Raw genomic sequence first — 15167 nt, forward strand, 5'->3', positions numbered from 1 at the left:
TGCCGGCTCAGTCTTGCGCGAAGCGCGGGGCGAGCGCGGCGTGAAGTTCGCGCACTAGCGACTCGGTCGTTTCCCAATCGATGCAACCGTCGGTGATCGAAACGCCGTATTTCAGCTTTTCACGCGGCTGGGGAAAGGGCTGGTTGCCGGCGAGCAAATTGCTTTCGAGCATCGCGCCAATGATCGAGGTGTTGCCTTCGTTGATCTGGCGCACCACCTCGCGCAACACCTCGGGCTGCCGCCCGGGTTGCTTGGCGGAGTTGTCGTGGCTGCAATCGATAAGGATGGAACGCGGGAGGTTTGCCTTCGCCAGCACGCGCTCGGCCTCGGCGATGTGCTCGGGCGAATAGTTCGGGCCGTGCGAACCGCCGCGCAGCACAATGTGGCACCACGGATTGCCGCGGGTGACAACCGCGGAAGCATGGCCGTCGAAATTGACGCCGAGGAAAGTCTGGGGCTGCGAACCGGCCTTGATCGCGTTGATGGCGGCGGAAAGCGAACCGTCGGTGCCGTTTTTGAACCCGAGCGGCATGGAAAGACCGGAGGCCATTTGGCGGTGCGTTTGCGATTCGGTCGTGCGCGCGCCGATGGCCGACCAGCAGATGAGGTCGGCGATGTATTGCGGCGTCACCGGGTCGAGCAACTCGGTGGCGGTGGGCAGGCCGAGGTCGAGTATTTCGCGCAGAAACGCGCGCGCCATGCGGAGTCCGGCGGCGATGTCGTGCGAGCCGTCGAGCCGCGGATCCATGATGAGGCCCTTCCAGCCAATCGTGGTGCGCGGCTTCTCGAAATAAACACGCATGACAATGAGCACGCGGCCGGAAACCTCGCGGGCGAGCGCGGCAAGCCGGCGGGCGTAATCGGCGCTGGCCGCGGTGTCATGAATCGAGCACGGGCCGACGACGAGGAGGAATCGTTTGTCGTCGGCGAAAATGATTTTCTGGATTTGCTCGCGGGCGCTGGCGATGAAGGCGGACTGCGTATCGGTGCGCGGCTCGGCCGCCATAAGCTGGGCGGGCGACGGAAGCGCTCTTATTTCGATGATATTGATGTCGGACGTTTTATGCATGGACAAGGTCGCAACCTGAAACGCCGGGCGTTTGCCAGCAAGTTAAACCTTTCAAATGCGGCGAACAGGCCCTCGGCATGGCAATGCGTGACACGCGGGCGAATGCCCGAAAATCCACTCCTCGCATTTTTTCCTTTGCTCCTTTTGCGCCTCTTTGCGGCTATAGCGTTTGTGCAGCCCGACGAACTCCAGATCACGCTCCAGACGACTTTCGGTTATCCTGATTTTCGTCCGCTCCAGCGCGAAATCATCGAGGCGTCGCTCGCGGGTCGCGACGTGTTTGCGCTGCTCCCCACCGGCGGCGGCAAATCCATGTGCTACCAGTTGCCCGCGCTGCACCGCACCGGCCTGACGGTCGTCGTTTCGCCGCTCATCGCGTTGATGAAGGACCAGGTTGACCAGCTCCAGTCGGCGGGCGTGGCGGCCACGTTCTTGAATTCCTCGCTCGGCGAACGCGAATCGCGCGCACGCCTCGCCGGCCTGCACCGCGGCGAATGGCGGCTGCTCTACGTCGCGCCCGAGCGCCTCATGCTCGACAGTTGGGCGGAAAACCTCCGTGCGTGGAACGTCGCCGCGCTCGCCATCGACGAGGCGCATTGCATCTCCGAATGGGGGCACGACTTCCGCCCCGAATACCGCCAGCTCGCGCAACTCCGCGAGCTGCTGCCCGACATCCCCGTGATGGCCCTCACCGCCACCGCCACCGAGCGCGTGCGCGCCGACATCGTCAAGCACCTCAAGCTCCGCGACCCGCAAATCCACGTCGCCAGTTTCAACCGCCCCAATCTCACCTACCGCGTCCTGCCCAAGGACGGCCCGCTCGCGCAAATCATCGCCTTCGTGAAAAAGCGCGAGGACGAAAGCGGCATCGTTTACTGCGCCACGCGCGCCACCGCCGAGCGCGTCGCCGAGTCGCTCTCCTCGCGCGGCTACTCCGCCCGTCCCTACCACGCCGGGCTCACCAACAAGGAGCGCGCCGAAAACCAGGAGCTTTTCCTCCGCGACGAAACCAAGATCATTTGCGCCACCATCGCCTTCGGCATGGGCATCAACAAACCCAACGTCCGCTGGGTCATCCACTACGACCTGCCGAAAAACATCGAGGGGTATTATCAGGAAACGGGCCGCGCCGGGCGCGACGGACTCCCCGGTGACTGCCTCCTGCTCTTCAGCGGGGGCGACGCCGCGAAGCAAACGCACTTCATCGACGAGATGACCGACGAGCACGAGCGCAACGTCGCGCGCACGCAACTGCGCCTCATGCTCCACTACGCGGAAAACGCCTCGTGCCGCCGCCGCGAACTCCTCGGCTATTTCGGCGAAACCTTCCCGATCGATAATTGCGGCGCGTGCGACAACTGCCTTGAGCCGCGCGAAACATTCGACGGCACCATCGCCGCGCAAAAATTCCTCTCCTGCGTCTATCGCGTGCGCCAGGCCAGCCGCTTCGGCGTCGGCCTCAACCACATCGTCGAGGTGCTCACCGGAGCCGACACCGACAAAATCCGCCGCTGGGGCCACGACAAGGTTAGCACCTACGGCATCGGCTCCGAAATGACGCGTCCGCAGTGGGCCGCCGTCGGACGCGAACTCATGCGCATGGGCTGCCTCGCGCAAGCCGAGGGCGAATTCCCCACGCTCGAACTCACCGCCGAGGGTGTTGACCTGCTCCGCTCGCGCCGCCCCGTGATGCTCACCAAGCCGATCGCGCTCCCGAAGGTGAAAAAAATCATCCCGCGCCAGGGCAGCATCGAGTGCGACGAAATCCTCTTCGCGCGCCTGCGCGATCTGCGCAAAAAACTCGCCGACGAACGCCGCGTGCCCGCCTACGTCATCTTCGGCGACGCCACGCTCCGCCAGCTCGCCCGCGAATATCCGACGCGCCCCGCCGACATGCACGACATCTTCGGCATGGGCGAAAAAAAGCGCGCCGAATTCGGCGAAACCTTCGCCGCCACCATCGCGGAATTTCTGGAAAACAACCCGCGAATGAGGTTCGATAATAACTCGTAGGGGCGCACCTTGCGTGCGCCCTCGTGCTCGAGGACTTTGTGGATGCGCTCGCAAACAGTTCTACGAACACCAGGGCGCACGCAAGGTGCGCCCCTACGAATCGCGGTCGGCGACCTTTTCCAAATCACCGAGCCACTCAACGGGCGGTGAACCGGACGGGCCGAGGTGCTCCACAAAATCGAAACACCTCGGCTCTGGCATCCATGTGCCATCCCATCCGCCATCGCCGCATTCAATCAAGCCCGCACGATATGGATTCATATAAATGTATCGGGCATAGTCCTCGTTCATCTCATCCGGGCGCAAACGATGTTCCCAAAAATCGCGCTGCCAGCCATCACCACGCGTCGCTTTGGCTCGCGACAGGTTTTTCCATCGCGCCACACAACGCCCGACATTCGCATACACGCCGACATCCACTCCAAGCTCGAACAGCACATGCACATGATCAGGCATGCAAGTGACCGCCAGCAGCATCCACCTGCGCGCATTATGTCCGCTTTTCAAAACCTCGATCATGTGTGCACGGCACAAAGCATCATTGAGCCATGGCCGGCGACCTTCGGTCGCAAATGTCACAAAATAGCGCGCGCCGGAAATTGATATTCGCCCGACATGCAGTTGCGAGGTTCGACGCGAGTAGAACGGCATGACGCCACATAATCACTGTCGAAGTTTGCAATCAAGCCCGTAGGGGCGCACCTCGCGTGCGCCCTAGTGCTCGAGGACTTTGTGGATACGCTCGCAAACAGTTCTACGAACACCAGGGCGCACGCAAGGTGCGCCCCTACACATCACAGGCCGCAAGCCTCGCGCGCTTTTTTCAAGATGGGTGCCGCGACCTCCCTCGCCCGCGCGGCGCCGTCGGCCAGAACCTTGTTCACGTAGTCCATGTTCGCTGCAAGCTCGGCGCGCTTGGCGCGGGCCTCAGCGAAATAGTTCCAGTAGTGCTCGAACAGGCTTTTTTTCAGGTCGCCGTAGCCGAGCCCGCCCACGCGCAGGCGCTCCTCGGTTTCCTTCGCGATATCGGCGGGCGCAACGAGTTTGAGTAGCTGAATTGCGAGGTTTTTGTCCGCGTCGGGTTTCGGCTCCGCGGGCGTGCGACTGTCCATCACGATACCCATGATTTTTTTGCGCACGGCCTTTTCATCGCCAAAAATGTCGATCGTGTTGTTGTAGCTCTTGCTCATTTTTTGGCCGTCGAGGCCGGGAACGGTGGCGACTTCCTCGCGGATTTCCGGCTCGGGAACCGTGAACACCTCGCCATAGGCCAGGTTGAATTTGATCGCGATGTCGCGGGTGATCTCCAGATGCTGCTTCTGGTCCTTGCCCACGGGCACGAGGTCGGAGTTGAACAGCAAAATATCCGCGGCCATGAGCACGGGATAGGAGAACAGTCCGAAGCTCGGCGAGAAGCCGTGCGCGAGCTTGTCCTTGTAGCTGTGCGCGCGCTCGATGAGCCCCATCGGGGCGACGGTGCCGAGAATCCACGTCAATTCGCACACCTCGGACACGTCGCTTTGCCTCCAGAAAACACTGCGCGATGGATCGAGTCCGCACGCGAGAAAATCGAGCGCCACATTGAGCACGTTTTTGCGCCGCTGCTCCGGGTCGGTGAGCGTGGTCATCGAGTGGTAGTCGGCGATGAAATAAAACGCGTCACCGCGCGCCTGCAATTCGACGGCGGGTTTGATGGCGCCAAAATAGTTGCCGATGTGGAGCGTGCCCGAGGGCTGGATGCCTGTGAGAATGCGCATGGGAAGAATAAAAAGGGAGCAGGATGAAAGGAGTCTGGAGTCAGGAGAAGAAGAAAAACGCGCCCCGCGCAACTCAATCGCAAAACATCCGCGTGCAGCCCGAGCTAATTTCTTGCTAGATGCCGCCCGCGTGGCGACAAATGCGGGCGTGTCGAGGAACCTCAAAAACATAGGCTTGGTGTCGGGCGCGACGATGGTGTCGCGCGTGCTGGGCCTTGTGCGCGACATGCAGACCGCGGCGGTCTTCGGTTTGAGCGGGATTTCGTCGGCTTTTTTCACCGCCTACCAGCTGCCCAATTTGTTCCGGCGACTGCTCGGCGAGGGTTCGCTCACGGCGGCGTTTGTGCCGACGCTCAACATCGAGCTCGAACAACGCCGGCGCGAGGGCGCGTTCGCGCTGGTCAACCAAGTCGCGAGCTGGCTCACGGTCGTGGCGGGCGTGGTCGTGGTGGCGGCGATGATTTTTTTCAGCCAGCCGCCGTGGATCGAGGCGGCCGCGCGCGTGTTCACCGGCGACAACGCCACCGTGCAACGCTGGCTGTTGAGCGGCAACATGACCGTGGTGCTGTTTCCCTACCTGCTCTTTGTCTGCCTGGCGTCCGTGTTCAGCTCGGCGCTGCAATCGCTCGGACGCTTTCTCGAGCCGGCCCTGTCGCCAATCTGGCTCAACCTCGCCATGATCGGAATGCTCTGGCTCGGCGTGCGGCTCTGGCCGGACGCAAAAATGACGCAGGTTTACATGCTGTGCGCCGGCGTGCTCGTCGGCGGACTCGGGCAAATGTGCGTGCCCGGATGGGCGTTGTTGCGCGAGGGCTGGCGTCCGCGCTTCACGCTTGAGCTCAGCGAGCGGGTGCGCGCGATCTTCCGGCTCATGGCGCCGACGGTGCTCGGCTCGGCGGTTTACCTGATCAACATGACCGTGTCGCGCTACATCGCCCTGTCGCTCAACGACGGCGCGGTCGCGCTTCTCAATTTTGCCCAGCGCCTGATGGAGCTGCCCATCGGCGTGTTCGCCGTGGCGGTCTCGACGGTGGTGTTTCCGCTCATCTCGCGCTTCGCCGCGCAAAACGACACCGCCGGCATGGCAAACGCCTACCGCAAGGGAATGCGCCTGATTCTGCTCATCAACATCCCCGCCGCCGCCGGGCTTGGCGTGCTCGCGCTGCCGCTAATCCGGCTGCTGTTCCAACGCGGCGAGTTTGTCGCAAGCGACACCTTCGCGATGGCCCCCGTGCTCGCGATCTACGCGGTCGGGCTTCCGTTTTTCTCGTTTGTAAACTTGGTGCTGCGCGCCTTCTACGCGCGCCGCGACACCAAGACTCCCGTGGTGGCCGCGCTGCTGAGTTTCGTGGTGAACATCGTCCTGAGTCTCGCGCTGATGGGGCCGCTCTCGACCGCGGGCCTCGCCATCGCGGGCAACGCAGCCATCATCGTGCAAGCGGTGTTTTTGCAGGTGATGCTCACGCGCAAAGCGCCCGAGATGGCGTTCATTCACATCGGCCGCGACCTCGGAAAAATAATCATCGCGAGCGCGTCGATGGGCACGGCGGTCTGGGGAGGCTGGCACGCGTGGACGCACCTCGCGACGGCGACGACATTCAACACCGCCTGCGGCCTCGCCATAATGATCGCCGCCGGGGTCGCGCTCTACGCGGCCCTCGCCTGGGTGCTGCGCATCGAGGGCCGCGACGAAGCGCGCGCCATGATATTGAAACGGATTCGCCCCCGATCAAGGTAACACGGACATTCCTGTCCGTGCCGTGAACCAATACCGCGGAACACAGACAGGAATGCCTGTGCCACCTTGCAAAAACCCACGCAACGAGCGGAAGGCCAAGCTGGCAGTCTGCGCGCCCCGCACCTACTCCACGTAGCGCTCCAGCACGGTCGTCAGCTCGCGGATGCGGCGCTTGGCGTCGTTGCCGTTCGTCGCGCCCTCGATGCAATCGCGTATGTGCGCGTGCAGGATTTTTTCCGAAAGCGACTTGATCGCCTTTCGTATGGAAAGCAGTTGCAGCAGGATTTCCGCGCAGTCGCGGTCGGCCAGCAGCATGCGCTCCACTCCGTTGATCTGCCCGGCGATCTTGCGAACGCGAACCTGCAACGCCTTTGTCTCGCCCTCGGGATGATGATGTATGTCGCTCATAAAAATGTCGGGGCCTTCCCCTTTTTTGAAAATTAGATCGTGTGTCTGGCACGGACATTTTCACGTTTCTTTCGTCTTGTCAATATGGGTATAGGGGGTATAGCCCTTACCCATGACGACATCCCGCGAACAGGATCACCACGATGAAAACCATCACCATGATGACGATGATCACGAACACGGCCACGACCATGGTCATGGCCACCAATCCGGCCACGGACATCACCACCACGGCGGCGAATGGAAGAATCTCGCCCTGCTCGCGGGGCTCTGCGGCGTCCTCGGCGTCGCGGGATTCGTGATTGAGCGCGCGGAAGTCGGGCCCGCGTGGCTGGCCGGTGCATTCTACATCGCCGCCCTGGTCGCCGGCGCGTGGGACGCGGCGAAGGACTCCTGGGAAAACATAAAGGCGCGCACGCTCGACATCCATTTTCTAATGCTTGCGGTCGCCGTCGGCGCGGCATGCATAGGCGCGTGGCACGAGGCGGTCGTGCTGTTGTTTCTTTTTTCGGGGGCGGAGGCGATGGAAGCCTATGCGATGGACCGCACACAGCGCGAAGTCAGCTCGCTGCTCAAGAGCGCGCCAAAAACCGCCACGCTGCTCGACGCAGCCGGCATGGAAACAACGGTTGAAGTCGCCGCGCTCGCCGTGGGCAACCACGTGCGCGTAAAGCCCGGCGAGGCGTTTCCAACCGACGGCACGGTGATCAAGGGCGAGAGCGCCTGCGACGAATCGACCATCACCGGCGAGGCGACCCCGGTCGAAAAGGAAGCCGGCGCCGCGGTTTACAGCGGCACGATCAACCTGTGGGGCGTGCTCGATTTCGAGGTCAACCGGCTGCCCTCCGAAAGCACGCTGCAAAAAATCATCCGCATGATTCAGACGGCGCAAAAACTCCGGGCCCCCAGCGAGCGATTCACGGATAAATTTGGCGGCCATTATACGCTCCTCGCGCTCGGCGCCTGCGCGGTCATGTTTTTTGTGTGGTGGCTCGGCTTCGGCGCGCCGCCGTTTATCAGCGGTGAAACGACATCGGCGTTTTATCGCGCCATGACGCTCCTCGTCGTCATGAGCCCCTGCGCGCTCGTGCTCTCGATTCCCTCTGCAATTCTCGCCGCCATCGCGTGGGGCGCAAGGCACGGCGTGCTGTTTCGCGGCGGGGCGGCCATCGAAAAACTCGCCGACGTGGATGTCATCGCGCTCGACAAGACCGGCACGCTCACGACGGGAAAACTAAGCGTCGCCACCGTGGAAAGTTTTCCGCCGGGCCGCGAATCCGACGTGCTGCGCCTGGCATGCGCGCTTGAAAACAATTCGCAGCATCCGCTCGCGCGCGCCATCGTCAAACACGCGCAAAACACGGGCGTGCAAACCGCCGCGGTGGAGGCGTTCGAGTCGCTCACCGGCATGGGGCTTCGCGGACGCGTGGACGGCGTGCCCGTGCTGCTTGGACGGCGCGAATTGATCATCGAAAACCACACCGGCCCGCTGGTCGAAACGATTAAAAGTTTTCCGCTCTCGTCGCCGGACCTGAGCGAAGTATGGGTAACCGGCGGGGATGTGACGGGACGCATTTTGCTACGCGACGAAATACGCACGACCTCCCGCGACACGCTCGCCAAGTTGCGCGCGAACGGAGTGCGCACGGTGATGCTCACGGGCGACCGGCGCCATGCCGCGGAAAACATCGCCCGCGAACTCGGCCTCGACGAAGTGCGCTCCGGCCTGAAGCCGGAGGACAAGGTTGAGGCGATCCAAAGTTTCCGCGAGCAAGGCAAGCGCATCGCGATGGTGGGCGACGGCGTGAACGACGCGCCGAGCCTCGCGGCGGCCGACGTGTCCATTGCGATGGGCGCGCGCGGCAGCGACGCGGCGCTGGAGCAAGCCGAGGTCATCCTGATGCACGACCGCATTGAAAACGTGCTCGCCGCGTTTCGCCTGAGCCGCCGCGCAAAAAGAATCATCAGGCAAAACCTCGCGGTGTCGCTCGGCGTGGTTGTTATCATGGCAACCGGTTCGATCATTGGACTCGTGCCGCTCTGGCTCGGCGTGATCGCGCACGAAGGCAGCTCAGTCGTCGTGTGCCTGAACGCGCTGCGATTGCTGCTGGGAAAAAACAAGTAGCGGCGCAAAAAATCGCCTTCCAAAAAATACGCGCGCAAAAACACAAACGTGTGCGCGCAACTTATGTCATGCGGTCGCGTCATGCCTGCCAGCATGAAAGCCCATTACTCAACTCGACATGCAATCCGGAGTGAGACAGTGGAAAGATTAGTGCCCCGGAGGACAAACACCAGGCGCCAGCATGCAACCCCGACCCGTGCCGGCATCCACCTGAGGAACACGTTTGGGATCGGCGCGAAAGCAATAATGGCGTTGTTGCCCGGCCTGTTGCTGCTCACGGGATCCCTCATCGCGGACCCGTATTTTTCCAGGCATCCGAACGACCAGACCATTCTCGCCGGCAAGGGCGCCACCTTTACCGTCGATCTCGGCGGCGTCGGTTATTGGGACACGGTATTCTATCAATGGGAATACTCCAACAACGGCGGTTATTCATGGGACGAGGTGCCCGAATACGGCTCTTACTACGTGAGCAGAAGCTCGACCACGGACACGCTCGAGACAACCTCAACACCACCCGGATTCGACGGCACACTTTACAGATGCCGCGTCAGCTATCCAATCGATAACATATACAGCGACACCGCCTTCATATTCAGCGACGAGGCGCTGCTCACGGTGAACGCCGAGCCTTACAACATTGGAAGGCTGCCCGCCTCGCAAACTGCCTTTGAAAAGGAACCCGTCACCCTTGTCGCCCGGGCCGGGGGCCAGCCCGCCCCCGTTTATCAATGGCAAGTCTCCGGCGACGGCGGCACCTCGTGGCACAATATCCAGGGCGCCACGAGACACTCACTCACATTCACGGCCGGCGCCGGATTTCATAACGGCGACATGATCCGGCGCATCGCCAGCAACGGCATCGGCTCGCCGGCTTACAGCAACACGTTCACGCTCAATGTAATCCCGGCATTCTTCCACACACCCGCCGCCCTCGCGCTCGATGATGACGGAAACCTCTACGTCGCCGATTCATTCAGGCACGTCATCTACAAAGTCGCGCCCGATCTCACCGCCACGCTCTTCGCGGGGGCCGTGCGGAAGGCGGCGCTGACCGACAGCTCCGGCACGGACGCGCGGTTCAACGCACCCGTCGCGCTCGCATTCGACACAACAGGCGACCTTCTGGTGGCCGACAGCGGCAACGGAGCCGTCCGCAAAATTACACCCGAAGGCGAGGTCAACACAGTCGCCACCGGACTCGCGTCACCGGGCGGCATCGCCACAACCGCCGGTGGAAATGTGCTCATCGCCGACACCGACGCCCATGTCATTTACGAAATCGATTCGCACGGCGAACTGAGCACCCACGCCGGACTCGCCGGGGCGCCGGGATTTGCGGACGCCACCGGAGACAGCGCGCGTTTTCGAAACCCAACCCAATTACATGTCGATGACAACGACGACATTTTTATCGCCGACACCGGCAATCACATCATCCGCACCGCCGCCGAGGATGGCTCCATTATCACGTGGGCGGGATATCCCGGCGCCTCCGGCACGGCCAACGGAAACCCGGCCACCAGCGCCCGTTTTGACCAGCCGCGCGGCATGGCATCCGACACCCTTGGCAGCCTTTATGTGGCTGATACCGGCAACTCCACCATACGAAGAATCACCGACCTCGGCTATGTCCTGACCATCGCGGGCAGAGCACGGAGCGCCGGTTTCGCCGATGGCACCGGAAACACAGCCCGGTTCAACCGCCCCTCCGACATCGTCTTTGACGGCAACAAAAGTCTTTATGTGGCCGACACGGGCAATTCCGTCATCCGCAAAGTCGATCTTCCAACCGGCAAAGTGGTAACCCTCGCAATCTTCAAGGCGGGCACAACGCCACCACCGCCAAACACCCATGTGCTGACGGTCATCAAGGGCAAAGGCTCCGGTAATTACGCGGAAGGTGAAAGAATCTCGCTCGTCGCAAACGACCCGCCCTCGGGCACCGTCTTCGACGGCTGGATGAGCATCAACGGAGGCAGTTTCTCCAATGCAAAAAACACCTCGACCACTTTCACCATGCCCGCAAACGCAACCAGCGTTTACGCGCTCTACGAACCCGTTAACTCCGGAAACTCGGGGGTCGTGACAAAAAAAGATGCTTATGGCGGCGGAGCCCCGTCGCTCTGGTTTTTCGCCGCGCTCACCGCGCTGATCGCGCTGCGCCGGCGCGAGTGATTATGAAATCCCCATGAAGGAAATCACTGGTGCCCCAAACGCACTGCGATGGTTGCCGGGGAAACAAATGTTGCTTACACGCCGCGCTCACTCGCCGGGTTTTGCCGGGACGGACATTTTCTTCGCGGATTTCTTTCGAACACGGCCTTCGCATTCATCGAGCATGGCGGACGCAAAGCGCGAGGCGCGCCTGTCGACACTGGGAGCGTCCTTGAAGCGGCGGAGAATCTCGGCGCATTGCTCCTTCTCGTCAAAACGCCAGCACATGGCGGCTAAGCCAATCCAACCGCGACCCAGCGGACGGCGCGCCTTGACGGCTTCGATTATCGACGGCCACTTGTCCTCGCGAAATTCCTCGCTGAAGGCCTCCACTAACGCGAGCGTGTTGTAAGCGTCGAGGTAATCAGGATCAAGGGCGATGGCATGGTCGAGCCACCCGCGGAGACGCTCGCTGACGTCGGGTTTGATAAACTTGCCAAGGTGAAAATCTATGCGATTGAACTCCTCGTCCGCGAGCACGGCATATACGGCGGCGTTATCGCTTTTGCACTCGACGGCGCGAAGAAGGCTTTGACGGGCCAGCTTGCGTTTCTCTTGCATCCGCCGCCTTTCATCAGGGGTGGGCCGCGCGGGTGCCTGGCCGTCGGCGGAGCGGCGGGGCATGCTGGAGGCCAGCAGCACTTCATAAAGAAAGGCGTGCGCCCGCGCATTGTCCGGCTGTGTCCGCAAGATTTCACGCAAGCGTTGTTCAGCCATGCCGTTGTCTCGATGCCTTCTGAATTTCAGGTAGAGCGTCGTGAGCTCGGCGTCAATTGGGTCGGCCGGCGTGATTTCGATTTTCTTCAAGATCGGGGCATAAGGGATTTTCGCCCGGCGCACGCTGTGCTTGCCCGCGCGGAGGTATTTTTTCAGGGCTCGCTCCATCGTTTTGTAATCCATGCCGAAGGATTCCTCGAACGCACGCGCCATGGGAATATCGGGGTCGAGCGAGGCGTTGATGAAGCGGCCGAGCGCGCCCTTGTCCGCGAATTCGCCGCAAATCAGGTAATGTGTGAACAGCCACGACTGCGCGTAGAAAACACTAATTTTGTCGCTCTCGTTGTAATGCGGGCTGCCGTGAGTGACCTTGAGAAATTCTTCCATCGGCAGCCATTTCGACTCACTGAGCGTCCTGAGGTGCCCCTTGTGGGCGCGACCGACCTCAACATCGTCGCCTTCGCTGGAAAATGTCTCGTAAAGCTCGGCAAGTCCCTCATTGAGCCATACGGGAATGCCGGGCGCATAAGCCCCGACGAGGGAGTGCAAGTATTCGTGGATGATGGTGCGAGCGGCATGTTCGTAGTGCTCATTGCTCATCGCCATGTGCGACCCGAATCTTCCCGGCATGAAAAAGCCGCCCACCGGTTTTACTTTGCCTTTGTAGAGCGGCATGTAGGGCTCAAACTGCGAACGCGTGTCGAACATGACAATCGTGCACGGCATCTCGCGGGCGCGTCGTTTTAAAAGGGCGTTGAGAAACATGGTTCGAAGCTGTTCGAGTCGCATGAGCAGTTCGCGCGAATCGGTTTTATTCGTCGCGCTGAGCATGGTGAAATGCTCGCTCCTCACAAACTGCCACTTCAATTCCTTTTCTGCACCGACAGCAACATTGGCCTGCAGAAGCAGCAGCACGACAAGAAACATGCGGCTGATGTGTGACGAGGGGGCGCTCATGATGGGTAATATGCGTGGTTGGTGGGTGGGTGTGATGGAAACCATGCATCATAAAAATATGTAATGTAAACCACGCAAAAAAACGAAACCCCGCATTCTAATTTTCAGGCAATCCGCTGTCTTGCGCTTGCCGGAAGATTTCGCATCTAATCGGCCGCGAATGATCGAGACTTTCCTCACAGACCGCGCCTGGCTCTGGCTGGCGGCCGCTCTTTACCTGGGCGGCTTTTTGTTCGGTGTGGTCCCGCTCGTCCGGCGCGGGCGTCATTCGAACCGCCTCGCGTTTTTTATCATGCTCGCGGGGTTCGTCGCGCAAACCCTCGGACTGTATCTGCGCGGAAAAGCAATCGGCGGCTGTCCCATCGGCAACACGTTTGAGATTTTGCAATTCACCACATGGTCGGCGGTCGCCCTGTATTTTATCGTCGGCGCGGTTTTCCGGTTGAGTCTGCTCGGGTTTTTCACGTCCGCGTTTGCCGCCGCGCTCAGCCTCGTTTCGCTCGCGGTTCCGGCGTGGGACGCGGTTTGCCGCGCGTCTGCGTCCGGCGGCAACGCGTGGATCGAGTTTCACGCCGCGCTCGCGCTTTTTAGCTACGGCGTTTTCGGGCTGCTCGCGCTCACATCCGGCATGTATCTGCTTCAGTGGTTCAGCATCAAGCGCCGGCGGATGGACGGCATTTTTTCGTTTCTGCCGTCGATGCGCGCGCTCGACCAGATCAACCTGCGCCTGCACGCGACCGGCGCGATCCTGCTCGGCGCGTCGCTCGCCGTCGCGCTCATCCACTGGCAGCGCGGCGCGGGGCACACCGTCGGGTTCGCCATGCTTTTTTTCGGCGCGATCTGGTTTCTCTACGCGGTGTTCCTCGCGCTCCGGCTCGCAAATATCGTGCCCGCCCGCCGTCTCGCGTGGGCGTGCATCGTGTTGTTTGTCGTGGCAATTTTCTCCATCGGCTTGGTCAACAATCACCGCGCTTCTCGCGCAACCGGCACGGACGCGCACCAGAAACCATGAGCCGCGATAACACAGCCGTCCCTGAAGCCGCCGCCAAATCCGCGCGCGCCCCGAACGCACCGTCGGGTTTCTTTTTTGTCGGGGCAAATCACCACGCCACGCCGATCGAACTCCGCGAAAAACTCGCGCTCACCGAAAACAAGCTGCCCGGCCTCCAATGCCGCCTCGCCGCAATCGACGGCTTGCGCGAGGTCGTCGTGCTGAACACCTGCAACCGCGTCGAAATCTACGGCATCGCCGAAACGCCCGCGGTGATTGCGCGCATTGAGGAAAATTTCTGCGCGCTGCAGGAATTCCCCGAGAAAACATTTCGCGAGATCCGCCAGCATGCGACGGGACGCGACGCCATCCAGCATCTCCTCGAAGTGGCGGCGGGGATCGACTCGCAGATGCTCGGCGAAACCGAAATTCTCGGCCAGGTGAAGGACGCCTACGCCGACGCGCTGACGCGCCGCGCGACCGGCCCCGCGCTCAACCGCATTTTCCAAAAAACATTCCAATACGCAAAACACGTCCGCACCAGCACCGCGATCACCGCCGGCCAGGTAAGCATCGCCAATGTCGCTGTCGATCTTGCGCAAAAGATTTTCGGAGAGCTTGGGCGCACGCGCATCCTCCTGCTCGGCGCGGGCGATATCAGCGAAAAAACCGCGCGCGCGTTTCAGAGTCGCGGCGCGAGCGCCCTCACCGTGGCCAGCCGGACGTTTGAGCGCACGATGGCGCTTGCAAGCGGTCTCGGCGCCACCGCCCTGCCCTTCGAGCACATCCCCGCGCACCTCGCCGATTATGACGTTGTCGTCTGCTCGACCGCCGCGCCTGAGGCCGTGATCCGCCGCGACGCCGCCGAGTCCGCCATGCGCCGTCGCCGCGCGCAGCCGCTTTTTTTCATCGACCTGGCCATGCCGCGCGATGTCGAGCCATCCGTCGCCGACATCGAAAATGTTTTTGTTTACAACCTCGACGACCTCGCGCGCATCGCCGAAAAAAACCGCGCCGCCCGTGAAAACGAGGTCGTTCGCGCGCGCGAGATTTTGCGCGAAAAATCCGCCATGCTTTGGAGTCAGATCGCCCCGGAAGCGCCAAGCCCCGGCCCGTCTCGTTCCGGCGACGCATCCTGAAGGATTGACAGCGCCCCGCCGCGGGCAAAACTCCGC

General features: G+C 61.7%; 11 protein-coding genes. 6 read left to right on the plus strand and 5 right to left on the minus strand.

Going from position 1 to position 15167, the window contains the following annotated elements; all coding sequences use genetic code 11:
* Nucleotides 1-7: 7 nt before the first annotated feature.
* Nucleotides 8-1069, minus strand: coding sequence for a 3-deoxy-7-phosphoheptulonate synthase (locus CKA38_RS00930; protein WP_108823824.1), 1062 nt, complete (start codon nucleotides 1067-1069; stop codon nucleotides 8-10).
* Nucleotides 1070-1240: 171 nt separating this feature from the next.
* Between CKA38_RS00930 and recQ the strand changes: the two genes are divergently transcribed.
* A complete protein-coding gene (recQ, locus tag CKA38_RS00935; protein WP_236919082.1) occupies nucleotides 1241-3082 on the plus strand; it encodes a DNA helicase RecQ in 1842 nt (613 codons plus the stop codon).
* Between the two features lie 93 nt (nucleotides 3083-3175).
* Here the strand turns inward: recQ and CKA38_RS00940 are convergent, their stop codons facing one another.
* Nucleotides 3176-3733 carry an REP-associated tyrosine transposase gene (locus tag CKA38_RS00940; RefSeq protein ID WP_108823826.1) on the minus strand — a complete coding sequence of 186 codons (558 nt, stop codon included), beginning with the start codon at nucleotides 3731-3733 and terminating at the stop codon, nucleotides 3176-3178.
* Nucleotides 3734-3876: 143 nt separating this feature from the next.
* On the minus strand, nucleotides 3877-4839 hold the full coding sequence (gene trpS / locus CKA38_RS00945) for a tryptophan--tRNA ligase (protein ID WP_108823827.1): 963 nt from the start codon (nucleotides 4837-4839) through the stop codon (nucleotides 3877-3879).
* 112 nt (nucleotides 4840-4951) lie between these two features.
* Here trpS and murJ point away from each other — a divergent pair, with 112 nt between their 5' ends.
* Nucleotides 4952-6577, plus strand: a complete 1626-nt coding sequence (murJ, locus tag CKA38_RS00950) for a murein biosynthesis integral membrane protein MurJ (protein WP_236919083.1) — start codon at nucleotides 4952-4954, stop codon at nucleotides 6575-6577.
* A gap of 123 nt (nucleotides 6578-6700) precedes the next feature.
* Here murJ and CKA38_RS00955 read toward each other — a convergent pair whose 3' ends face one another.
* Nucleotides 6701-6985, minus strand: a complete 285-nt coding sequence (locus CKA38_RS00955) for a metal-sensitive transcriptional regulator (protein ID WP_108823829.1) — start codon at nucleotides 6983-6985, stop codon at nucleotides 6701-6703.
* A 112-nt stretch (nucleotides 6986-7097) separates the two neighbouring features.
* On the opposite strand from CKA38_RS00955, the gene CKA38_RS00960 reads away from it, so the two are divergent.
* Together CKA38_RS00960 and CKA38_RS00965 are read left to right on the plus strand one after the other, a co-directional pair.
* Nucleotides 7098-9110: a heavy metal translocating P-type ATPase gene (locus tag CKA38_RS00960; protein ID WP_108823830.1), complete on the plus strand. Its 2013-nt coding sequence runs from the start codon at nucleotides 7098-7100 to the stop codon at nucleotides 9108-9110.
* A 246-nt stretch (nucleotides 9111-9356) separates the two neighbouring features.
* On the plus strand, nucleotides 9357-11288 hold the full coding sequence (locus CKA38_RS00965) for an InlB B-repeat-containing protein (protein ID WP_161554647.1): 1932 nt from the start codon (nucleotides 9357-9359) through the stop codon (nucleotides 11286-11288).
* An 87-nt stretch (nucleotides 11289-11375) separates the two neighbouring features.
* Here the strand turns inward: CKA38_RS00965 and CKA38_RS00970 are convergent, their stop codons facing one another.
* Nucleotides 11376-13001 (minus strand): hypothetical protein, encoded by a 1626-nt coding sequence (locus CKA38_RS00970; protein ID WP_152032594.1) that lies wholly within the window; start codon nucleotides 12999-13001, stop codon nucleotides 11376-11378.
* Nucleotides 13002-13161: 160 nt separating this feature from the next.
* Here CKA38_RS00970 and CKA38_RS00975 point away from each other — a divergent pair, with 160 nt between their 5' ends.
* On the plus strand, nucleotides 13162-14013 hold the full coding sequence (locus CKA38_RS00975) for a cytochrome C assembly family protein (protein ID WP_108823833.1): 852 nt from the start codon (nucleotides 13162-13164) through the stop codon (nucleotides 14011-14013).
* Nucleotides 14010-15131 (plus strand): glutamyl-tRNA reductase, encoded by a 1122-nt coding sequence (hemA, locus tag CKA38_RS00980; protein ID WP_108823834.1) that lies wholly within the window; start codon nucleotides 14010-14012, stop codon nucleotides 15129-15131. The genes CKA38_RS00975 and hemA overlap by 4 nt, the downstream gene beginning before the upstream one ends.
* Nucleotides 15132-15167 lie beyond the last annotated feature (36 nt).

The organism is Ereboglobus luteus (genome assembly GCF_003096195.1).
In the GTDB taxonomy this organism is placed as follows: Bacteria; Verrucomicrobiota; Verrucomicrobiia; order Opitutales; family Opitutaceae; genus Ereboglobus; species Ereboglobus luteus.